This is a genomic window from Rathayibacter agropyri, from assembly GCF_013249015.1.
Classification (GTDB): Bacteria; Actinomycetota; Actinomycetes; order Actinomycetales; family Microbacteriaceae; genus Rathayibacter; species Rathayibacter agropyri.
Genome location: NZ_JABRPL010000002.1, coordinates 102,358 through 123,975, shown reverse-complemented (window position 1 = coordinate 123,975; position 21,618 = coordinate 102,358). Strand labels below are relative to the sequence as shown.

Genomic DNA, 21,618 nt, shown 5'->3' with positions numbered 1-21,618 from the left:
TCAATATCTCATCACCGCTAGGGTCGCCCTCTGTCTACTGTATTTACGCTCCGAGCAGGACAATTGTGCTGGGAAAGGACGGGAGCGCGGAGGCGTCAGTCTTCTTCGGAGAGGACGTTGAGTTCTCTTTTGTTTCTGTCACAGGACCGACTGGCTGTGTAATCAGCGTCGACGGCGAGGCCTGGTATCTCGGCGCAGACATGCAGCGATTCCAGTTTAACCTTAGAGCAGGGCCTATTTCAGTGGGGGCACGATACCGCGGAGATCTCGAAGGGCCAGATATCGCCATCGAGCTAGGCACTTCGGTACTAACGCTGGCGACACCGAACTTTGATGCTTTCTCTTGCAAAGAAGATGGCCCTTGTTCCCTCGCAGCTGAATACCATCTTGGTGAGGGAGTCAATTTCTTCGAATCGCCACGTATCGAGTGGATAACATCTACAGCGCTTCGTGCAGTCGAGCAATCTGGGCCCGAAGTGCTGTTTGTACGATACAACCAAGTCGACCACGCACAAGAATTCTTGTACTGGTACTTGGTGAAAGGAGCTCCTGACCAGCGGTTGAAGGCCCGTAAGCTGCTATTGTCGATTTATCGGGAAATCGCAGAAAATATTGAGACTTTAGCAAAAAGCTTCGGACATGAGACGAAATTTCTCTTTTTCTCGGATCACGGAATTGATTGGGTATCGAAGCATGTTAATCCGAATGTGGCGTTAGAGATATTGGGTCTTGATCATGACGCGACTGTCCAGGGCGACAGCAATTGTTCGTACCTTTATTCTGAGCGCCGAATTGGTCTCGAGGATATCAGGCGTATAGAAGCTTTCGTAAAAGACCATTTACCGGGAGTTTCTGTTGGCAGCATCGGTTCTGGTTCCCAGGCCCGGTCTAGGTCGAAAAGACTAGGACAGATGACGCTGATCGCGGGTTCGAACCTTGAGTTTTGCTATGAGCAAGATGGTCTCATTCGTGAGGTGTGTTCTGCCTCGCATGGCGATTCTCCCGCGAGGAGTGAGATGTCCGGCTTTTTCCGCACCTATGGATTTGACACCGGGGGAGTAGCTTCTGTCCGTGCCATTACAGATCTGCGTAAGGTCATACAACATGAACTGAATCTAGGCGGTCTCCTGCCATGACGATCGATAAAAGCACGCGACCGCGAAGCTCTGCTCGATGTAGATCGCTTTCCGTTTCCGAGGTGACTGGTGTGGATGAGGTCTATCACGTTGACGGAGGGTTGCCCTTACGAGTGATAAGGCTGGGTGGTGGGACCAAGAGAACCAAAGGAAACATCCTCGACGCCTCAATGTTATTAGGTTTAGAACGGGATCTCGCTCGTGCGTTCCAGGCGAATGCTGTAGGTTTGGTGATCACCGGGACACGCGGATTCTTCAGCGTGGGGGCTGATGTTCACTCGTTCAGGGTGCAGAGTGCCTCCGACGTCGGGAATTTCATAGATCGTGGGCTCCAGGTGATGGAACAGTTACGAACTGCGCCTATACCCACAGTTGCTCTGGTGAACGGAGTCGCCCTCGGCGGTGGCCTTGAATTGGCGTTGCACTGCGACCTGCGCGTGGCGACATCTACTGTTCGGGCCATAGGATTTCCCGAGTCCGGACACGGGTTTCTTCCATCGTGGGGCGGTGTGGGACTGGTGTCACAATTGACTTCACAGATCGTCGCGAAGGAAATTTTGTTCGATCGAGTAACTCCGCAGACCTACCTGACGGGTTTGGATGCCGTCGCGATCGGACTTCTACATCTGGCCGTGCCGTCGCATATCTTGCACGAAAACGCTGAAGTTCTCTTCGGCTTGATGGAACTAGCGATTGCTTATCGGGCGCGGCGCTCGGTTGGCAGGAACGGGCAAAGGGACAGGTCGGGGGTCATAGATACCTTCGGGAATGACGGAAGTATGGCTGACCTCCTTGATGTCGGTCCAGATGGACTCATCGAGTTCGCACGTCTGCACGATTACGGCGAGACGGCGCGGCGCGTGCGCTCGATAACTCTGCAACGACTTCTCGGAGCAAGGAGAGACAAAGACCATGATAAGGAATCGTGTAGCGGTTGTAGGCGTGGGTGCGGTGTCGCCAGCGGGAGGAACGGCAACTGCAGCGGCGGAGTCGATGCAGACAGCCAGAGGATTTACAACCCTCAATGCCGCGCTTTCGAAAGAACTCGGTGAGCCCGTGGCGGCCGGGCACGTCGCTGCTTTCGAGTGGGGAACGGATATCTCGCCCCAAGTCGCCCGTCGAAGTGATCGTGCGGTCGCCCTTGCGGTAGCAGCCGCAAAGGAGGCTGTCGACGTGACTGGGTTGCGCAACAGCACGCGCCTGACGAGAGCGCTAATTTCTGTGGGAAGCGCAGCGGCCGGGCTCGCCTCCGCAGAGGAGATTGTTGCAGCGTCGTCTCTGACAAAACAACGCCCAGGCCCCTTCGCTGCACCAAAGATGATGATTAATGGACCGGCCGCAGCTCTTTCTCTCGCCTTCGGTATACATGGTCCGGCGGAGACTATTTCTACTGCTTGCGCAAGCGGTACCAGCGCCGTAGGGCGAGCTTATACCGCGATCCAGGACGGTCGCGCGGAATTGGCTCTGGCAGGGGGAACGGATGCGCCGGTCAGTCCCACGGCGGTCCTTGCATTCGGCCGGATGGGCGCTTTGGCACAGCACCGTGGCGAGCCATCGGAGCGCGGCCGGCCGTTCGATGCCGCTCGGACCGGATTTGTGCTCGCTGAGGGAGCGGCCTTCTTGGTGCTCGAGAACTGGGAGAAGGCTCGTCAACGCGGCGCCGATATTTTCGGGGAAATCCTTGGCTTCGCGTCGAACTCGGACGCCTACCACGTGGTCTCTCCAAGACCAGACGCTCTTCTCATCCGGCGTTGCATGGAGGAAGCGCTTGCATCCGGTGGCCTGGACGATGAGGAGATCTCCCACGTCAACGCGCACGGTACTGGAACGATGCTCAACGATCTCTATGAAGCGAACGCAATTGCGGCTCTGTTTGGATCGTCCACACCGGTCACAGCATATAAGGGTGCCACCGGACACATGATGGGGGCGTCGGGTGCGTTCGAGCTTGTTACTGATCTGCTCCTCACCAGAAGCGGTTATGCTCCGGCGATCGCTAATCTCAGCGCTCGCGGCCCCGATATAAGAATTCGTGCTCTTACGGAGTCAATCGGCATCCGTCAAGATCAACCATTTATGTCCAACTCGTTCGGATTCGGCGGCCACAACGCAAGCCTTATCGCAAGGGCTTTTTCGTGATGTGTTCCAGACTTCACAGCCTTCGCCCGGCGCGATCCCCCTGTCTCACGTTGTGCGCCGCAAGCTCAACCCGCGCCATCGATCATCATTTGAGCGCGGCAGCATGGAGCATCGTGGTGGGAGGGGTGCTTATTATTCCACTTCGTGCTGTGCACGAGGAGCTATCGTTCGTCTGCCGGGTACATACTCTCGCGTCAGGTGATAGTAACGTATTTCAGGCGGCTACCTTCATGACGAATGTGGGAAGCCCGATGTGCTCGTTGGCGCTCAGCGCTGTCTGTGTTCTCACCAGCATGATTGCGGCTAGATTTAGACTTTCGGCTGGAATCGCGATAGCGAGCGTCGCAGCAGCTCGTCTTGGTGTGTACCTCAAAGAGGCCGTCGGACGACCACGTCCGAATTGCGAACCGAGTTCAGCATTAAACGTCGTTCCTGGGTATAGCTTTCCCTCGGGACACGCAATCACGATCACTATAATATGTGGTTCTGTCGCTCTCATTGGGGTACCTCTGATGAGAGGAAGACGACGGCTAGTGCTCGCAATGTCCCTCGCGATGCTGTGGGCCGCTGTGTCCTGGTCTCGGGTCATTTTAGGAGTGCATTTTCCCACTGATGTACTGGCCGGCCAAGCAATCGGTCTCGCTTTCGTCTTTATCGTCACCGGTGCCGACCGTGCATCTGACTATCGGCGCTCTATAAAATTTTGCGAGAAAGGATGATTAAGTGAAGATCCTGATAACTGTGTCTGACAAGGTGTGGGGAGGGAAGCATGCTTACATGCATGCGCTTGCGGTAGAGCTCGAAGAGCTCCGACACGAGATCCTCGTTGTCGCCGAAAGACATTCGGAATTTTCCGCTGAAGCCCGTCGTAGCAATTTGCGGGTGGAGGAAGTCGACGATTTCATCGCAATCGAAAGCCGCAAAGCTCTGCTCGGGTGCGAAGAAAACTATTCCTTTCACGCCTTTGTTACGTCGGGCCGGCGCGATTTTTCGGCTGTCAAAGGCCTCTTCAACCCACAGGCCGTATCGGTCCTGATTCGGCACTCCGGTTTCCCACTGGACGACGATCTGGAGACGCGTCAGAGTGTCGAGTCGTTAGATCTTCTCTTCGCGACGTCCGACGAGCAAAGGTACAACCAGTTCGAGTTCCTCGATCGTGCTGAGTCATCGCCGGATGTTCGGGTGCTACCTAGTGGGATGAGGTCTTCTTACTTCAGGGAGTTGGAGGAGATCGACCGCGCCGCTGTAAGAAGGGACCTCAAACTTCACGATGGCGAGCGGGTCGTTCTCGTCGCAGCGCGCCTTTCGTGGGAGAAGCAGCTCGACAGCGCGTTGCGAACATTCGCTCAGGCGTCATCTATCCATCACGATGTGCACCTTGTGATCGTGGGCGGAGGGCCAGAGGAAGAGTCGCTACGCGCGACCGCCACCGACCTCGGCGTTATGGATCGTGTGCGGTTTTACGGTTATCGTCGCGACGTTTCCAGGTTCTTCAAAGCCGCTGATATATTCCTGTTTACCAGTCAGGCTGCCGAGACCGGTCCGCTTGCCCTTAAGGAGGCGATGGCTGCCGGGCTGCCCGTGATTGCGGACGCTGTTGGAGGCGTATCCGAATTTGTTCGCCACGAGGATAACGGAATCCTCGTCTACTCCGATGAGGAACGCACGGGCCAGCTCCTTCGCCTGTTGGGTGACGCGGAGCTCGCAGAGTCCCTTGGCCAAGAGGCTTCGCGGACCGCACGTGTTGAGTTCAGATTCGAGCCTCGAGCGCGGGTGTTCGCTCGTGCGATCGAATCTGCTGCCCTCCTCAAGCGGGACGATGCCGAGATGCTCTCGGAACTGTCCTGGGACGGAGTTCGGGTACGTGCGGAGGACTTTGGTGGCTACCTCTTCGTGCCTCGCACCTCAAATTTGATCGAAGTTGGACCTGAGGAGTTTGACCTGTTGGCGAATTCTGTGCGTGAAGATCGGCCCTCGTTACTTTCGAGCGGTTCGGCTCCTTCCTCGCTCGTCTCGGACCTTTACGCCATGGGAGCTCTTGTGCGCGCAGGAGCTGAAACCTTTGACCATCGAGAACGCATCTAATGGCTCGGGCTCTTGCGATTGTCGCCCATCCTGATGACGAGGTATTGGGCGTGGGGGGAACTCTCGCATCGCTCTCTGCGTCTGGCGTCGAAGTCTTCGTGGCGGTGGCCTGCGAAGGTGTTGGGCTCCGGCACGGCACTGCATCGCTCGATTCTGTACGAGCTCGAACATCGCACGCAGCGTCTCTTCTCGGCGTGAGTCGATGTCTGTTCGGTTCGCACGGGCTGGACGGTCGGCTCCTAGCCGATCAGCAACAGTCAGAGGTCGTTCGATATGTAGAACGGGTTATCGAAGAGGTTCGACCTCAGGTGGTGTTTACTCACGCATCGCAGGATATTCACGCGGATCACCGAAGCCTGTGTGCTGCAGTTCTGTACGCGTCACGAACTTTTGTCCGACCATTCCTGACTGAGTTCATGCTCATCGAAACTCTTTCGTCCACTGAGCAGGGCTTCGGTATAACTAACGCCTTTCGCCCTAATACTTTTGTCGATGTCTCCGAATACATGAGTGCGAAGCTGGCAGCTCTTTCTTTGTACGAGGAAGAGTTGGGGCCGTTCCCCCATCCACGATCACACGAGGCTGTCGAGGGGCTCGCCGTTGTTCGTGGTGCGCAAGCTGGGTTCAGCAGGGCCGAAGCTTTTGAAATGGTGTTCTCTAGACGTGGGAGTTTGTGCTTCAATGTCTCGTGATCGTGCGTCTTTTCAAGCGAGCGTCGAGCAGCTTCCGTCTCGCGAGGCGGCCTTTATTTTGCGCGGCGTTTCGAAACGGTATGGGCGTGCTTCCGGGCCGGTCGTACAAATAGCCGATCTTAGACTCGAGCGCGGGCAGACAGTTGCCCTGTTAGGAAGGAACGGCTCGGGAAAGAGTACGCTCACTAAGCTTCTCGCGGGCGTGATAGCGCCATCGAAAGGCCAGGTCGAATGTCTGGGTGAGCACGTAGTTCCTTCGCGTCCTTGGCCTAGTCAAGTGGTGGCATACATGCCGCAGAGTGGCGGTGCCTTCAATAACCTGACTGGCAAGGAGTCCCTAGTGCTTACGGCAAGGCTAAGGGGGCTGCGAGGTAGGGCAGCCAGGGAGGAGGTCGACCGGGTTGTGTCACTTCTCGATTGCGCTCCTCTTCTGTCACGCCCTACTCTGTCGATGTCGGGCGGGCAGGTGAGGCTGCTTCAGTTCGCAGTAAGTTTGGTGGGTGATCTTCCGATCCTTTTGCTTGACGAGCCTACGAACGACCTCGACGCGCAAAAGAGGGAGCTTGTGTGGGGAATCGTCGAGAAAATGAAGAGGAGCGCGAAGACGGTTCTCGTCGTGACTCATGTGCCACACGAGGCGGCGGCACTATTTGACCGAGTTATTATTATGCGGGATGGACTCATCGTAGGCGAAAGTGATGCGAGGTCTGTTGTGCGTTTTGCTGAGTCGGTGATCCACATAGAGGCCGGACCGGATAGCGATCGATTGTCGGAGATATTCCGCCGATACTCTCGTGGAGAGACGCCCGGAAGGGTCGTGGCCGGTAATCTGCATGCCGCCATAGCGGGACGATTGGTCCCCGATCTTCTTCGGGAGATTCAAGACCTCGGAGTTCCCCACCTCCGGATGCGGTCGTCGTCCGTGGAGGACATCTATGACACATACTCATAAGGCCCCCGCTGTCCTGGCCTACGTTCCGTCCGTGCGCTTCCTCGTGGCTGTCTACGCTCTTGTCGTCATGCAACTGACCAACTGGAGATGGTCCTGGCCCCAGATGCTACTAACCGGATTCTTAGCGCCGGTGATGACAAGCCTCGGTTTGGGACTTTACGCAGGATCTTCGAACATCGCTGGCGCGACCACATACGTTGTCAGCGGAAGTATAACTCTTGCTGTGATGTTCGAGACGCTGGGGCGTGTGGCGTCCAACTTTGCATTTATGAAGCACATGGGGACGATCGTTTACCTTTCGTCATTTCCGATTCGGTCGACGGCGTTGATCTTGTCCAGTATGGTCTCCTTTGGTCTGTTGGCACTTCCGGCAGTCTTGGTGACGAGCGTTGTGTCAGCTCCTCTTGTAGGCGTCGTGCTCGATGTGAGTTGGTATCTTCTGCCGCTTCTCGCTCTGGTCATGCTTCCGTTTGTGGCACTCGGCGCGATGATCGGAAGTCTTTCGCGTTCACTCGAGGAGGCTTCCTCTTTAACTTTGGCGATCACTGTGTTGATGACCGGGCTTGGACCTATTGTCATCCATCCGGATCTGTTGCCCTCTTGGCTTGTTGCTGTTGGAAGGTTCAATCCGGCGACCTACGCCTCGGAAATTGTCCGAGCAGTTCTTTTTGGGTCGTCGCAATCAATATGGTTTGCGGTTCTTGTAACATCAGCGGTCGGGTGTGTCGCTATTGGCGTCGCGTCCTTCACGATGAGGTGGCGACGCTAGTCGCCGACGCTAATGAGGAGGTAACGATTGGTTCAGCATTGGATAGTGACTGGAGGTGCTGGTTACATTGGCGCACATCTCGTTGCAGCCTTGCGGGGGTTGAATCATACTGTCACAGTGATCGATGATCTTTCGACGGGTGACCCAGCTCGTCTTCCCGCCGACGTGCGACTCATTGTAGCGGATATCGCGGAGTCTGATCGTCTCATATTCGAGCTTCGGGGCTCTCGTCCATCGGGTGTCTTTCACCTTGCGGCGAAGAAATCGGTGAAAGAATCAGTGACTTGTCCGGGAAAATATTGGAGCGTGAATGTAGCTGGAACGCTCTCTCTCCTTGATGTAGCTAGTCAGATGGGGATGACAAAATTGGTGTTCTCGTCAAGTGCGGCGGTGTATGGCAGCCCGTCGCGTAGTGGACCGGTACGCGAGAATGACGCTCTCTTACCTGTGAGTCCGTACGGCACCTCAAAGCTGGCAGCCGAGATGGCAATACGAGAGGTTTGCGATAGCGTCGGAATTAGATGGATATCGCTGCGGTATTTTAATGTCGCGGGGTGTACTTCGCCGTTGCTCGCAGACCGAGGCGGTGAGACTCTTTTTCCGCGTCTGGCCGAGTCGGTACTTTCCGGCGAGCCTGCCGAGATCTTCGGCATCGATTATCCGACCGCTGATAGGACGGCTGTGAGAGACTACGTGCATGTACAAGACGTGGTTGATGCTCATCTTCGGGCTATGGCTGCGCTCAGTGAAGGCGTGTCGGATGTCTACAATATAGGCCGGGGCGTCGGGATCTCTGTGTGGCAGATTGTGCGGGAAATGCTTCAAGCAGGTAATTCCAGCGCGGAACCAGTAATGCGTCCTCGACGCGCTGGCGATGTAGCGGCGATATGGGCGGATGTTGACAAGGCTCGTGAGCACTTGGGGTGGACTGCTACTCGTGGAATTGGCGACATGGTCCTGGACGAGGTGCGCGCGCGATCATGACGGATGATCGAGCACATGCGGCCACGGGTGCGACGCTTGTCTCTGTCTACTCTAGTGTGAGAAGAATTTCTCTAAGGCCGGGTTCATGTGATGATCGTGATCGGTGGTGATCTTGACCGGTAGGAGCCATGATCATCAATTACGGTCAGCAGTTGAGTCGCAGAAGTCATTTTTTCGGGAGATCGAATCATCGACATCGTCGCGGAGTGGAATAAGTCAGCTTCGAGTTTCGCGCTCTCATGTACCTGGCCTGGTCGCGGTGGCTGCTTCCTCCGCAGGCGTCAGGATAGACATTGAGCGCATTCGGAGTCATGGAACTTCGTTCGTGCGGCGATTTCTCGCCAAGAGGGAGTTTGATGACTGGCGAGAGGTCAGGCCATTCTCATGCGTTCGTCACGCGTCGCTGGACGCAAAAGAAGGTACTGTTTGAAGCCAGCGGCAGGCGTTCCATTTGGCCTCACCGTGAGTGGGAAGTCTTCGACTCGCCGGTCTGCTGGCCTCGTCCAGTTGAGAGTTCTCGTGTTTTCGTCGGCCGACTGGCAGGTTGCGATTCGTTCTCGGTGTTGTCGCTGAAGCTACGGCCTAGCACTCTGGTGAGTTGCGCAGTAATGGGCGAGGGTCGTGGTGTCAGCTGGGAGTTTCTTCCGGGTGAGAGTCTTCCGGCCCGCTAATCAGCCGGTCTTATTCGTGACCGATATGCGCGAATTCACCTCGATCAATCGGAGTGTGGATAAGCCTCAAGGTGAGACCGAAGTCTCACCGCTGAGACGACTATTTACCCTGTCGAGAAAACGTAGGTCAGCTCAATCAGTGTGCGGGACAGGGCGTTGTGCATCGGGACCTCGGGTGGTAAGAGGAGGTCACCGGTTAGTGGCCGAGTCTTCGAGTGCTTGCCGCAGCCGATCATCGACGCGGATGGTCATAGTACCCGTCTCGTCGATCGACGAGATGCTACTGACCAGACCTCCGCGAGAGAAATGCACGTTCGGTGAGATCACGCCCCCGGGTACCAACCCGTGGCCGATAGCCCGCATGGTCACTCCGATGAGATTCTCCACCGATTCGAGGGTCTCCGGCCCTGTGAGACGCAGGGTGATAAGCATGTGTCGATGCGGAACCGTAAAGAGGGTTCCGAAGGGGGCGGAGCCGAGTATCGCGGGAAGATTCGCAGCCTTTGAGGCGGTGAAGAGAGAATTGCCGACCACGACCTCGACTCCAGGAGATGCCTCATATCGTTGGTCAATGGCCTCGCGGTCGGTATTCAGCTGTCCGAAGGCGTACAGCTCATCCTCACCCAGTGCGAGCGTGCGCATGTTTGCGTCGGTGAGCACGATCACGGTGTGGGGAAGGTCGATGCACAGCGCCAGGAAGATATCATCCGAAAACGGCCGGGCGTAGTGGAGCGTAGGGTCGTCTGGCTGGCCCTCGGAGTTATTCAGAAGACGCGTGCGGATGCGGACACGGAGTTCCTCGGGCGAAAAGTTCGCGATGTCGGGCATCGCGGCGGAGGAGGGGAGCGGCGCAAGGTGCTCGGCGATGATGTGCTCCGCCTCAGCAGTCGACGCTCCGTTCGTTTTTGCAAGCAGGGTGAAGAGCGGGTAGATCTGCACGCCAGCACCGACAAGCATCACCTCTTCAGGTTTCTTGCCATGCTTCACCGTGGTCTCGACGCCCCGCTCGGCAAGTATCCGTCGCGCCGTCGCTGTAACCCACTCGATGCGGTCCGTCGGTTGCGGCTTCTTCTTACTGCGCTTAAACAGAGCCATCCCGTTCCCCATCCTGGATTGCGATTATTGCTCAGAGCGTAGCAGGAGGACCTTCGCTCAAGCGGTCGTCGAGGCGCTGAACGCTACGCCCACCCTCAGGTGACATCGCCCGCGAGGACATCCTGCTCCGCCCGAAGCACACCAGTGCCGAGCGCTGTCGGCCGCTTGGGGAAGCACTGGCAAGCGCAGTATGGGCATGGTGCGCATCGATGACCGGCCCGAGGAAGCATCCGATTGGTGAATCCTCGCGCGGGGGAGGATGACCTGCTCATGGAAGCCCACGGCAGATCCGTCGCGATCACGTTCGTGGAACGCCTGGCCGACTTGTTGATCCGAGGGCGGGACGTGATGAGCGCGAAGAATCTCCGCCGTTGTGGACCTTGCACTGCGCGAGCCTCGAGGAGCGCCGCGGCGCGCGTCAGTGCGTGGACGGGTCCTGCTCGACCTCGGTGCGGTCGCCCGACCACAGCGTGTGGAAGGTGCCCTCCTTGTCGACGCGCTGGTAGGTGTGCGCGCCGAAGAAGTCGCGCTGGCCCTGTACGAGGGCGGCCGGGAGGCGCTTCGAGGCGAGCGAGTCGTAGTACGAGAGCGCGGCGCCGAAACCGGGGATCGGCACGCCCGAGAGGGCAGCGGTCGAGACGATGCGGCGCCAGGCGGCTTCTCCGTTCGCCACGGCCTCGGCGAAGTACGGGTCCTCAAGCAGGGTCGTGATCGCGGCGTTCTCGTCGTACGCGTCGACGATTCGGTTGAGGAACTGCGCGCGGATGATGCAGCCCGCGCGCCAGATCTTGGCGACCGCACCCTTATCGATCTCCCAGCCGTACTTTTCGGCCCCCGCAATGATTGCGTCAAATCCCTGCGAGTAGGCGACGACCTTCGACGCGTAGAGGGCGGCGCGCACATCGTCCTCGAAGCCGTCGTACCGCTCGACCGGAGTCGGTCGTGACGTGACGCGTTCCTGCACGGCCGCGCGCTGCTCCGGGTGCGACGAGACAGCGCGGGCGAACACGGCTTCGGCGATGCCGCCAACGGGGACGCCGAGGTCGAGCGCGTTCTGCACGGTCCAGACGCCGGTGCCCTTGGAACCGGCCTGGTCCAGGACGATGTCGAGGAAAGGCTTCCCGGTGTCGGCGTCGACCTGGCGGAGCACCTCGGCGGTGATTTCGATGAGGTACGACTCGAGGTCGCCCTTGTTCCAGGCGTCGAACACCTCGGCGATGGCGGCGGGCTCGTGACCGCCGACGGTGCGGAGCAGGTCATACGCCTCGGCGATGAGCTGCATGTCGGCGTACTCGATGCCGTTGTGAATCATCTTGACGAAGTGGCCAGCGCCGTCGGTGCCGATGTGGGTGACGCACGGCTCGCCCTCGGCGATCGCGGCGATGGACGAGAGGATCGGGCCGAGGGTCTGGTACGACTCCACCGAGCCGCCGGGCATGATCGAGGGGCCCTTCAGCGCGCCCTCCTCGCCGCCCGAGATGCCGGTGCCGACGAAGTGGATGCCGCTCTCGCGCACGGCCTTCTCGCGGCGGATCGTGTCGGTGAAGAGCGCGTTGCCGCCATCGACAATGATGTCGCCCGGCTCGAAGACCCGGGTCAACTGCTCGATAACGGCGTCGGTGCCGCGACCCGCCTGCACCATGATGATCGCAGTGCGAGGAGTGGTGAGGGAGGCGGCGAAGTCCTCGATGGTCTCGGAGGCGACAAAGCCCGCCTCGGGGTGCTCGCTGATCAGCGTCTGGGTGCGACCAAAGGAGCGGTTGAACACCGCGACAGTGTTGCCCTCGCGGCTGGCGAGGTTGCGGGCGAGGTTGGAGCCCATCACCGCCAGACCGACGACTCCAATGTTGGCTGTGGCGGTGGGCTTGTCAGACACGGTTCTCCTCGACGTTCGGGTTCAGGGTCATTCCCAGGCTAGCCCCGGCTGTTCTGCGGCGCCCGGAGCGACCGGGTCGAGGATCTGCACATCGGTCGTGCAGCGGGCGCACGGCTGTGCGGGCCGGGCCCGGACGCGCAGGCGGGCGAGTGCGGCGGTCAGAACTCGGCGAGCACGAGCTCGAGGCCGCAGTCGAGCACAGAGGTTCGGCTCCCCTCCGGCAGACCGCAGTCGCTGACAATCCCGTCGAGCGCATCCAGCGGAAGCGCCTTGAAGCGCTCGAAGAGACCGAACTTCGTGCTGTCGGCTACGAGGACGCAGGTGGAGGCCGCCTCTCGCGCCGAATGCTTCAGCAGCACCTTGTCGGTCTCCGGCGTGGTCACGCCGTGGGCGAGATCCCAGGCACCGGTGCTGACGAAGAACAGGTCGAGACTGAGCCCGGCCACAGTGGCCGCGGCGAGCGGACCACTGGCGGATCCGCTGGAGGCATCGACGACTCCGCCCGTGTGGATCGTCGTGATCTCGGGGTGCGGCAGCAACGCCAGCACGGTGAAGAAGTCGTTCGTCACGACGGTCAGACCGCGCCGGCCGAGGAGGAACGGCACGATCGCCTCGCACGTGGTGCCCGCGTCGAGGAAGACGACCATGTCATCCTCGACGAACTCTGCGGCCCGTCGTCCGATGGCTTGCTTGCGCGGCAGCTCAAGACCGACCCGCGAGCCTCGCTCGCGCGGCGGCTCCGATCCGAGTGCGCCGTTGAGCCTTACGCCGCCCTGCACCGGGATGACGCGGCCCGACTCCTCGAGCGTCGAGATATCGCGCCGGATCGTCATATGCGACACGTTCAACCGTTCGCCGAGGTGGCGAATGCTGAGAACTCCGGCGCCGCGCAGCAGACGCAGGATCTCCTGGTGGCGCTGCTCCGGGATGAGTGGGGGCGGGACAGTCATCGTTTCCACTGTAGGGGTGATCTCGCGCCTGTTTGCATACAGGTATGGCTTTCTGTGATGATTCGGGCTACGGTGTGCCTCGATGTTAAGCAAACACGAAGTCCTCGCGACCATCGTCCAGACCGGCGCCGTGCTGATCGTCCGCCCCACCAGTGCCGAGGAGGCCCTCGCCGTTTCCCGTGCCGCGGTGGCCGGCGGCTTCCGGGCCGTCGAGATCACGCTCTCGTTCCCCGGCGCGCTCGGGGTGATCAGCATCCTCTCGGCCCAGTACGCCAAGAAGGGCGTCGCCATCGGAGCGGGCACCGTCCTCGACGCCCAGGCGGCCTTCGCGGCAGTTCAGGCCGGTGCGAGCATCCTCGTCAGCCCGAACCTCGACCCCGCGATGATCCGCACGGCGAACCGCTACCAGGCCGTGACGATCAGCGGGGCGTGCACCCCGACCGAGGTCGTGCAGACGCTGGAGGCGGGGGCCGACATCGTGAAGCTCTTTCCGACCGGACCGGCTGGACCGAACTACGTGAAGGCATTACTCGCACCGCTGCCACAGGCGCCGATCCTGCCTGCGGGTGGCACCACGTCGCAGAACGTCCGCGCCTGGTTCGCCGCGGGAGTGACCGCTGTCGGAGTCGGCAGCTTCGTCACCCGGGCCGCCCGTCTCGACAGCGACCTCGGTCATGTGACACGAGCGTCCGAGGAAATCCTCGCGGCGATCGCCGCCGCGCGGTCCTGAGCCGACTGCCTCTGGCTCCGATTCGCCGCCGTGCCCGGGCACTGGGAGTCGGAAAAACCGCTCGGGGCCTCCAACTGGACTGCCTTGATGGCGACAAGCGTGAGGGTCTGCCTCCCATCAGCTTCCGTGTCGGCTACGACAGCGATCAGCACTCGACGGAGGACGTGCGACGCTACATCTCGGCCCTGGCGGACGACAGCACGTCTCCGCTTCAGATTGGCTTCCAGCAGCGTTTGCCCATAGATCGGCAAGAGATATACATTCAGCCGCCTCGATGCGAAGCTGAGAAGATGCCTTGGAGAATCGAACTGCAAGAGCTGCTGACGAAAGTACCTGCATACGTGCGGCTTACGCTCTGCAATCTCAATCGCGTGCATCAGGTCATCCAAGAAGGTGGCGACGAATTCTATTGTCTCGATCAGGACGCAACTCTCTGATCGCCGTAGAACCGCACAAGCCGGACGGTTCAGCTTTCGGCGGTGCGGAGCCTCTCACGCGTACGGTCCTCATGGAAAACCCTGAGGCAAAAGTGCCTCTCATTGAGGCTTATGCAGAATAGCTTTACGTGCTCAATGGAGGTGCCCTGACCTGGGGTTCTATGACACTCAGGAGAATTTGGCATAAGCCTCAATATCAGCCCTGACAATTGGCCGATCATAAATTTGCGGGCAGCCCGTTCCCGTGCAAGGGGCTACCCACGTTTCACAAGTAGCAGACGCCTCCCGCACCCTTAGGTGTTCAGCACGTCCCGCGAGCGGTGGGAGTTCACCCGGAGCGCCGGGCCGTCGAAGAAGCGATCGGCGCGGACGTTGCCGGGCTTGAGCGGCCCAGCAACGTCGCGACGGCCGTGACCGCGTGCCGCGAACGCGATAAGCCAATCGATGTTCTGAACCATCCACGCGTCCGCCAAATTCAGCGACTCCTCGCGTCGGAGCCAGATCCGTTGCCCGAATTCGTTGCGGGCGTCGGCGTCGACCTCGAATGTGAACGGGTCTCCGAGTTCCGCTCGGACCCGCATCACGTACCCGAGCACGGGGTGGTCCTCCCGACGACTCCGCCTGCTCAGGACCGCCTGCTCAGGACCGCCTGCTCAGGACCGCCTGCTCAGGCCCCGTGCCCCGCGGGGACCTGCTCGCTCGGGAGCGGCGGGGGCGGGGGAGTGCCGTCGCCGAATGGACGCCCGCCCAGCTCCTCGCGGCCAGAGGGGACGAGCCAGCCGGACAGGTCAGGCCCCTTCGGCACCACTCCGGTTGGATTGATGTCGCGCTGCACCTCGTAGTAGTGCGACTTGATGTGCACGAAGTCGATGGTGTCGCCGAATCCCGGAGTGGCGAACAGGTCCCGCGCGTAACCCCAGAGCGCGGGCATCGCCGAGAGCAGGTTCCGGTTGGCCTTGAAGTGGCTGTAGTAGACGACGTCGAAGCGGGCGAGCGTGGTGAACAGGCGGATGTCGGCCTCGGTGATGGTGTCGCCGACCAGGTAGCGGCGGGTGCTCAGCCGCTCCTCCAGCCAGTCAAGGCGCGCCCAGAGGCGGTCGTAGGCCCGCTCGTAGGAGCGCTGCGAACCCGCGAAACCGCACATGTAGACGCCGTTATTGACGTCGTGGAAGACCACCTCCGCGACCTCGTCGATCTCGTCCCGGTGCTCCTGGGGGTAGAGGTCGGGGGCGCCCTCGCGGTGGAAGGCGGTCCACTCGGTGGAGAAATCGAGCGTCATCACGGGGTAGTCGTTGGTGACGACCTGCCCGCTCGGGATGTCCACGAGGGCCGGCACGGTGATCCCGCGCGGGTAGTCGGGGAAGCGGGCGAAGAACGCGTCCTGCAGGCGCGGAATGCCGAGAACGGGATCGACGCCGCCCGGATCGAGGTCAAAGGTCCAGCTGCGCTTATCGTGAGTCGGTCCGCAGATCCCCATCGACAGGGCGTCCTCGAGTCCGAGCAGCCGTCGCACGATGACGGCGCGATTCGCCCACGGGCAGGCGCGGGAAACCACGAGACGATAGCGCCCCGCCTCGACCGGGTAGCCGTCGCGGCCATCGGCGGTGATCCGCGTGGGAATGTAAGTGGTGTCGCGGTGGAAGCCGTTCTTTTCGACGTAGGAGCCGAAGTCATCACTCGTCATAGGGGAACGGTAGTCAGTGGGCCTGGACGTGCGTCGTCTGAGCGGAACGTCCCCGCGGCCTGCTGGCGGGCAGGGCGGACGCCGGGTAGGATCGGCAGCTGAACTTCGGCGAGGGATGCACGTGCATCCGTGATCGACGCGGTGGAAGTAGGCGAGGCCCCTCCTGGGCGCCACGGACTTTTCCTCACGCTGACCTGCGTTCGAGTCGAAACCCGTCCGTGGCCGTCGGCCACGACCCGATCCGGTGGCGCTGTGCGTCGCCCAAGGAGAACATCATGGCTGAACTGACCAACAAGGTTGTCGTCGAGGTCCGCACCTCGTTCGGCAAGGGCGCCGCCCGCAAGATCCGCGCGCAGAACAAGATCCCCGCTGTCCTCTACGGCCACGGCACCGAGCCCCAGCACCTCACTCTCCCGGGCCACCAGGTTCTGCTGCTTACCCGTAAGGCGAACGCGATTCTCGAACTCGACATCGAGGGCGCAGAGCAGACCACCCTGGTGAAGGACATCCAGCGCGACCCGGTCCGCCAGATCATTGAGCACATCGACCTCGTCGTCATCAACAAGGGCGAGAAGGTGGAGGTCGACATTCCGGTGCACATCGAGGGCGACGCCGCTCCCGGCACGCTCGTCTCGATCGAGTCGAACACGCTCTCGCTCGAGGTCGACGCCACGCGCATCCCGCAGAACATCGTCGTCTCGGTCGAGGGCCTCGAGGCCGGCACCCAGATCTCGGCAGCCGACGTCATGCTGCCGGAGGGTGCCACCCTCGTCACCGACGCCGAGGTACTCATCGTCAACGTCACCGCCGAGGTCGAGCAGGACCTGGGCGACGAGGACGAGACTCCCGCCTCGGGCGACGTCGTCGCAGAGAAGGCGGAGTAGTCCGCACGACCGGTGAGGACGGGCCCGCTCGCGATCGCGGCGGGCCCGTTCCGTGTCTGGCGGAGCGTTTCTCTGCCGGAACCTGAGGAAGAGGAACGACATGGGCGAGACCTGGCTGGTCGTTGGACTGGGCAACCCGGGTGCGCAGTACGCGCGCAACCGGCACAACGTCGGCCAGATGGTGCTCGACGAACTCGCGACGCGGATCGGCGGCTCGTTCCGCCGACACAACCGTGCGAACGCCGTGGTCGCCGAGGGGTTCCTCCGGCCCGGCGGCCCGAAGCTGGTGCTCGGCAAGGCCAACAGCTTCATGAACGTCTCGGGCGGACCGACGGCGCAGCTCCTCGACTTCTTCTCGCTCGACCCGTCGCACCTGATCGTCGTGCACGACGAGCTGGACATCCCCTTCGACACCCTGCGGTTGAAGCAGGGCGGCGGCCACGGGGGCCACAACGGTATCCGTGACATCCTCGCGGCGACAGGCGGAGCGAAGTTCCTGCGGGTTCGGGTCGGCATCGGCCGCCCGCCCGGTCGCCAGCAGGCCGCCGACTTCGTCCTCCGTGACTTCGCCGGTCCGGAGCGTGAGGCGCTACCGCTGCTCGTCTCGGACGCGGCCGACGCCGTCGAACTGATCGCCGACTCCGGCCTCGCGTCCGCCCAACTCAAGTTCCACACCCGCCCCTAACCAGGGTTCCCTCACCGCCCCCGCTTCGCGCGCTCCACAAGGCGCGACTCAGAATCGAGTGCCAGCGATTCTGAGCAGCCGAACGCAGGACGCTCCGCGAGACGCGACCACCTCCCTAGGCCAACCGCGCAGCGCCGGGCAGGGACCGGCGCTCAATGAGCACCGTAAACTCGCCTCCGTGCCTCTCAACGAGATCATCTCGGCGCTGTCGCGCGCCTCCACGTTTGACGATGCTCTGGCGTACGCGGTGCGGGACGCCGACTTCTCGGTCGCCGACGGCCTCCGGGTCCCTCTGCTCGCGGGCTTGCTCGGGCGCCGGGCGGAGGCGGGACATCCGCAGGCCGTGCTCGTCGTGACGGCGACCGGCCGCGACTCCGAGAACGTCCGCGCCTCTCTGGGCTGTGTCCTCCCCGAAGCGGATGTCGTCGAGTTCCCCGCCTGGGAGACGCTCCCGCACGAGCGCCTGAGCCCGAGCGCCGAGATCGTCGGCCGTCGCCTCGATGCGCTGCGGAGGATGAAGCACTGGACGGGGGAGCGTCCGCTGGTGGTCGTGGCCTCGGTGCGCGCCGCCCTGCAGCCGGTCGCCGACAACCTGGCCGACATCGAGCCGATCCGCCTGGTGAAGGGCGCGCGGGGCTATGACCTGGGCCGGATCTCGGCCGAGCTGGTCGATCTCGCTTACGCCCGAGTCGACATGGTCACCCGCCGCGGTGAGTTCGCGGTGCGCGGCGGCATCCTCGACGTGTTCCCGGCCGTGGCCGAGCACCCGAGCCGCGTGGACTTCTTCGGCGACGAGGTCGACTCCATCCGCGGCTTCTCGGTGGCCGATCAACGTTCGCTCCCGGGCGAGGCCGATTCCGTGGTCCTGCCGCCGAGCCGCGAGTTGCTGCTGGCGCCCGCGGTGCGGCAGCGGGCGCGCGAGATGCTGCACGAGTTCCCCAGTCTGTCAGCGATGCTCGCGAAGATCGCCGAGGGCATCCCGGTCGAGGGCATGGAGTCGCTGGCGCCGGCGCTGCTGGAGCGGCTCGTCCCCGTCTCGCACTACCTGCCCGAGGGTGCTGCCGTGGCCGTGCTCGCCCCCGAGCGCGTCGCGACCCGCGCGATCAGCCTCGCCGAGACGAACCGCGAGTTCCTCCAGGCGGCGTGGAGTGCGGCGACCGCCGGGGCGGAGGCGCCGATCGACCTTGCCTCGGGCGAGTTCATGTCGCTGGGCGCGCTGCGCGACTCCGTGAAGTTCAGCGCTCCCGGCGCCGACGCTCCCGACCACCCGTGGTGGACGATGAGTACCTTCCGCCAGGGCCCCGCCGCGGGCGAGGCCGAGGTGCTGCCGGAGGAGCTTGGCATCGACGAGATCCTCGCCGTGCGGGTTGAGGGCGAGCCCGTCCCCGGCTTCGGCGCGAGCGTCGAGAGCGCTCTTGCGCACGTCCGCGCGCGCCTCGCCGAGGGCTGGACTGTCGTCCTGACCGCCCCGGGCGTGGGCACGGTCGAGCGCACCGATCAGGTGCTCGCCGAGCACGAGGTCGCCGCGCGGATCGTCCCCGACCTGCCCGCGGGCTTGGAGACCGGCCTGGCTTACGTCGTGCAGGCGTCCGTCGACCACGGCTTCGAGGTCGAGGAGGCGAAGCTCGCTCTGCTCACCGACACCGAGTTCTACGGCCGTGCCGTCGGCTACGACTCCCGCGCCGTGAAGAAGCTTGCGTCGCGCCGCAAGAACGTCGTCGATCCGCTGCAGCTCACCCCCGGCGACTACGTCGTGCACGCCACCCACGGCATCGGCCGCTTCGTCGAGCTCTCGCAGCGCGAGGTCTCCAGCGGAGGCCGCAACGCCGTGAAGACCCGCCGCGAGTATCTGGTGCTCGAGTACGCGCCGAGCAAGCGCGGCTTCCCAGGAGACAAGCTTCTCGTCCCCACCGATCAGCTCGACCTGCTCTCGCGCTATGTCGGCGGCGAGGCCCCGGCGCTGAGCAAGATGGGCGGGAGTGACTGGGCGCAGGCCAAGAGCAAGGCGCGTCGCGCCGTCCGTGACATCGCCGTCGAATTGGTGAAGCTCTACTCCGCACGGATGGCCTCGCGCGGGCACGCGTTCCCGCCGGATACCCCGTGGCAGCGGGAGCTGGAGGAGGCGTTCCCCTTCGCCGAGACACCCGACCAACTCACCGTGATCGACGAGGTCAAGGCCGACATGGAGCGGCCAATCCCGATGGACCGCCTGCTTTCGGGCGATGTCGGCTTCGGCAAGACCGAGGTCGCCGTGCGCGCGGCGTTCAAAGCGATCCAGGACGGCAAGCAGGTCGCGATGCTCGTACCGACCACGCTGCTCGTGCGTCAGCACCTCGAGACATTCCAGGAGCGTTTCGCCGGTTTCCCCGTGCACCTGAGAGCCCTGAGTCGTTTTCAGAGCGCGAAGGAGTCGAAGGAGACGATCGAGGGCCTCGCCGACGGCACAGTCGACATGGTTATCGCGACCCACCGGCTCCTCAGCGACACCATCGTCTTCAAAGACCTGGGTCTGCTCGTGATCGATGAGGAGCAGCGCTTTGGTGTCGAGCACAAGGACAAGCTGAAGGCGCTGAAAAAGAACGTCGACATCCTCTCGATGAGCGCCACGCCGATCCCGCGGACGCTCGAAATGGCGGTGACGGGCATCCGCGAAATGTCGACTCTCGCTACTCCGCCCGAGGAGCGCCACCCGATTCTCACCTTCGTCGGCCCGTATTCTGAGAAGCAGATCTCAGCTGCAATCCGGCGCGAGCTACTGCGCGAGGGGCAGGTGTTCTTCGTGCACAACCGGGTCTCGACGATCAACCGTGCCGCCTCCCAGCTCGCCGAACTGGTGCCGGAGGCGCGCATCGCCGTCGCCCACGGCAAGCTCAGCGAGGCCCAGCTGGAGCGGATCATCGTCGACTTCTGGGAACGCAAGTTCGACGTGCTCGTCTCGACCACCATCGTTGAGACCGGTCTCGACATCCCGAACGCGAACACCCTCATCGTTGATCGCGCCGACAAGTACGGGCTGTCGCAGTTGCACCAGCTGCGTGGGCGTGTCGGTCGTGGGCGGGAGCGCGCCTATGCCTACCTGCTCTACGACGAGACGACGCCGCTCAGTGAGACCGCGCACGACCGGCTGCACACCCTCTCCGCCAACTCCGACCTCGGCGGCGGCATGCAGATCGCGCTCAAAGACCTCGAGATTCGCGGCGCCGGCAACCTGCTCGGCGGCGAGCAGTCTGGTCACATCCAGGGTGTGGGCTTCGACCTCTACCTGCGGATGATCGGCGAGGCCGTCGACACCTTCCGCGGCGAGGTCGCCGAGGGGCAGACGGAGCTGCGGCTCGAGCTGCCCGTCGATGCCCGGATCCCGGAGGAGTACGTGGACAGCGAGCGCCTACGGCTGGAGGCATACCAGAAGCTCTCGGCTGCGTCGTCGCCGACCGCGAAGGAGGGGAGCATCGACCTGGTCGTCGAAGAGCTCACCGACCGGTACGGCGAGCTGCCCGAGGCGGTCGAGAACCTCATCCTGGTGTCGCGGTTGCGCATGCGCGCGCAGAAGGCGGGCCTCAGCGACCTGGTCGCGATGGGCTCGAACGTCCGCGTCGCTCCCGCGCACCTGCCCGACTCGATCCAGGTGCGTTTGCGCCGGATGTACCCGAGTGCGAAGTACCTCCAGCAGGCCGATGCGGTCGTCGTGCCGATGCCGGTGCTCGACGGCGTGCCGCTCAACGACCGCGCCCTCATTCAGTGGGTCGCGTCGCTCCTGGACGCGATCTTCCCCGAGCCGGTCCCCGTCTAACCCGTCCTCCGCTCTCCGAGAGCCCCCGCCACCGCTCCGCGAGATGCCTCTTGGGTACG

General features: G+C 62.2%; 19 protein-coding genes and 1 pseudogene. 15 read left to right on the top strand and 5 right to left on the bottom strand.

Annotation, left to right across the window (positions count from 1 at the left end; translation table 11 throughout):
- Positions 1–65: 65 nt before the first annotated feature.
- From HRF29_RS06170 to galE, 10 genes and pseudogenes are all read left to right on the top strand, one after another.
- Positions 66–1,136, top strand: a complete 1,071-nt coding sequence (locus tag HRF29_RS06170; protein ID WP_246226791.1) for a hypothetical protein — start codon at positions 66–68, stop codon at positions 1,134–1,136.
- 71 nt (positions 1,137–1,207) lie between these two features.
- Positions 1,208–2,188, top strand: coding sequence for an enoyl-CoA hydratase-related protein (locus tag HRF29_RS06165; protein ID WP_173246367.1), 981 nt, complete (start codon positions 1,208–1,210; stop codon positions 2,186–2,188).
- Positions 2,079–3,275 (top strand): beta-ketoacyl synthase N-terminal-like domain-containing protein, encoded by a 1,197-nt coding sequence (locus HRF29_RS15290; protein WP_173246364.1) that lies wholly within the window; start codon positions 2,079–2,081, stop codon positions 3,273–3,275. Before HRF29_RS06165 ends, HRF29_RS15290 begins: the two co-directional genes overlap by 110 nt.
- Entirely contained in the window at positions 3,275–3,994 is a 720-nt protein-coding gene (locus tag HRF29_RS15485) for a phosphatase PAP2 family protein (RefSeq protein ID WP_425503115.1), read from the top strand. Before HRF29_RS15290 ends, HRF29_RS15485 begins: the two co-directional genes overlap by 1 nt.
- Before the next feature lie 4 nt (positions 3,995–3,998).
- The gene (locus tag HRF29_RS06150) at positions 3,999–5,360 is read left to right on the top strand and encodes a glycosyltransferase (protein WP_173246357.1); all 1,362 of its coding nucleotides are present in this window, start codon (positions 3,999–4,001) and stop codon (positions 5,358–5,360) included.
- Positions 5,360–5,725: pseudogene (locus HRF29_RS15480) on the top strand (PIG-L deacetylase family protein); the annotation flags it as partial. The gene HRF29_RS06150 and the pseudogene HRF29_RS15480, both read left to right, overlap by 1 nt.
- 51 nt (positions 5,726–5,776) lie before the next feature.
- Positions 5,777–6,052 carry a PIG-L deacetylase family protein gene (locus HRF29_RS14835; RefSeq protein WP_246226789.1) on the top strand — a complete coding sequence of 92 codons (276 nt, stop codon included), beginning with the start codon at positions 5,777–5,779 and terminating at the stop codon, positions 6,050–6,052.
- On the top strand, positions 6,042–7,004 hold the full coding sequence (locus HRF29_RS15130; RefSeq protein WP_173246351.1) for an ABC transporter ATP-binding protein: 963 nt from the start codon (positions 6,042–6,044) through the stop codon (positions 7,002–7,004). Before HRF29_RS14835 ends, HRF29_RS15130 begins: the two co-directional genes overlap by 11 nt.
- A gap of 31 nt (positions 7,005–7,035) precedes the next feature.
- On the top strand, positions 7,036–7,773 hold the full coding sequence (locus HRF29_RS06135; RefSeq protein WP_173246347.1) for an ABC transporter permease: 738 nt from the start codon (positions 7,036–7,038) through the stop codon (positions 7,771–7,773).
- A gap of 45 nt (positions 7,774–7,818) precedes the next feature.
- A complete protein-coding gene (gene galE, locus HRF29_RS06130; RefSeq protein WP_173246344.1) occupies positions 7,819–8,757 on the top strand; it encodes a UDP-glucose 4-epimerase GalE in 939 nt (312 codons plus the stop codon).
- Between the two features lie 860 nt (positions 8,758–9,617).
- Here the strand turns inward: galE and HRF29_RS06125 are convergent.
- The 3 genes from HRF29_RS06125 to HRF29_RS06115 all read right to left on the bottom strand — a co-directional run bounded on the left by HRF29_RS06125 (position 9,618) and on the right by HRF29_RS06115 (position 13,349).
- On the bottom strand, positions 9,618–10,523 hold the full coding sequence (locus HRF29_RS06125) for a hypothetical protein (protein WP_173246341.1): 906 nt from the start codon (positions 10,521–10,523) through the stop codon (positions 9,618–9,620).
- Positions 10,524–10,941: 418 nt separating this feature from the next.
- The gene (gene gndA, locus HRF29_RS06120; RefSeq protein WP_187698321.1) at positions 10,942–12,345 is read right to left on the bottom strand and encodes an NADP-dependent phosphogluconate dehydrogenase; all 1,404 of its coding nucleotides are present in this window, start codon (positions 12,343–12,345) and stop codon (positions 10,942–10,944) included.
- A 212-nt stretch (positions 12,346–12,557) separates the two neighbouring features.
- A complete protein-coding gene (locus HRF29_RS06115; RefSeq protein ID WP_173246335.1) occupies positions 12,558–13,349 on the bottom strand; it encodes a DeoR/GlpR family DNA-binding transcription regulator in 792 nt (263 codons plus the stop codon).
- An 82-nt stretch (positions 13,350–13,431) separates the two neighbouring features.
- Between HRF29_RS06115 and HRF29_RS06110 the strand changes: the two genes are divergently transcribed.
- Positions 13,432–14,079 (top strand): bifunctional 4-hydroxy-2-oxoglutarate aldolase/2-dehydro-3-deoxy-phosphogluconate aldolase, encoded by a 648-nt coding sequence (locus HRF29_RS06110; protein ID WP_173246330.1) that lies wholly within the window; start codon positions 13,432–13,434, stop codon positions 14,077–14,079.
- A 164-nt stretch (positions 14,080–14,243) separates the two neighbouring features.
- Entirely contained in the window at positions 14,244–14,516 is a 273-nt protein-coding gene (locus HRF29_RS06105) for a hypothetical protein (RefSeq protein WP_173246327.1), read from the top strand.
- Between the two features lie 293 nt (positions 14,517–14,809).
- Here the strand turns inward: HRF29_RS06105 and HRF29_RS14825 are convergent, their stop codons facing one another.
- Both HRF29_RS14825 and HRF29_RS06095 read right to left on the bottom strand, forming a co-directional pair.
- Complete coding sequence (locus HRF29_RS14825) at positions 14,810–15,112, bottom strand: hypothetical protein (protein WP_246226786.1); 303 nt, start codon at positions 15,110–15,112, stop codon at positions 14,810–14,812.
- Positions 15,113–15,183: 71 nt separating this feature from the next.
- Positions 15,184–16,200: a glutathione S-transferase family protein gene (locus HRF29_RS06095; protein WP_173246324.1), complete on the bottom strand. Its 1,017-nt coding sequence runs from the start codon at positions 16,198–16,200 to the stop codon at positions 15,184–15,186.
- Positions 16,201–16,475: 275 nt separating this feature from the next.
- Here HRF29_RS06095 and HRF29_RS06090 point away from each other — a divergent pair, with 275 nt between their 5' ends.
- The 3 genes from HRF29_RS06090 to mfd all read left to right on the top strand — a co-directional run bounded on the left by HRF29_RS06090 (position 16,476) and on the right by mfd (position 21,559).
- Positions 16,476–17,084: a 50S ribosomal protein L25/general stress protein Ctc gene (locus HRF29_RS06090; protein WP_173246321.1), complete on the top strand. Its 609-nt coding sequence runs from the start codon at positions 16,476–16,478 to the stop codon at positions 17,082–17,084.
- A gap of 100 nt (positions 17,085–17,184) precedes the next feature.
- Positions 17,185–17,769: an aminoacyl-tRNA hydrolase gene (gene pth, locus HRF29_RS06085; protein ID WP_173246317.1), complete on the top strand. Its 585-nt coding sequence runs from the start codon at positions 17,185–17,187 to the stop codon at positions 17,767–17,769.
- 178 nt (positions 17,770–17,947) lie between these two features.
- The gene (mfd, locus tag HRF29_RS06080) at positions 17,948–21,559 is read left to right on the top strand and encodes a transcription-repair coupling factor (protein WP_173246314.1); all 3,612 of its coding nucleotides are present in this window, start codon (positions 17,948–17,950) and stop codon (positions 21,557–21,559) included.
- The last annotated feature ends 59 nt before the right edge of the window (positions 21,560–21,618 follow it).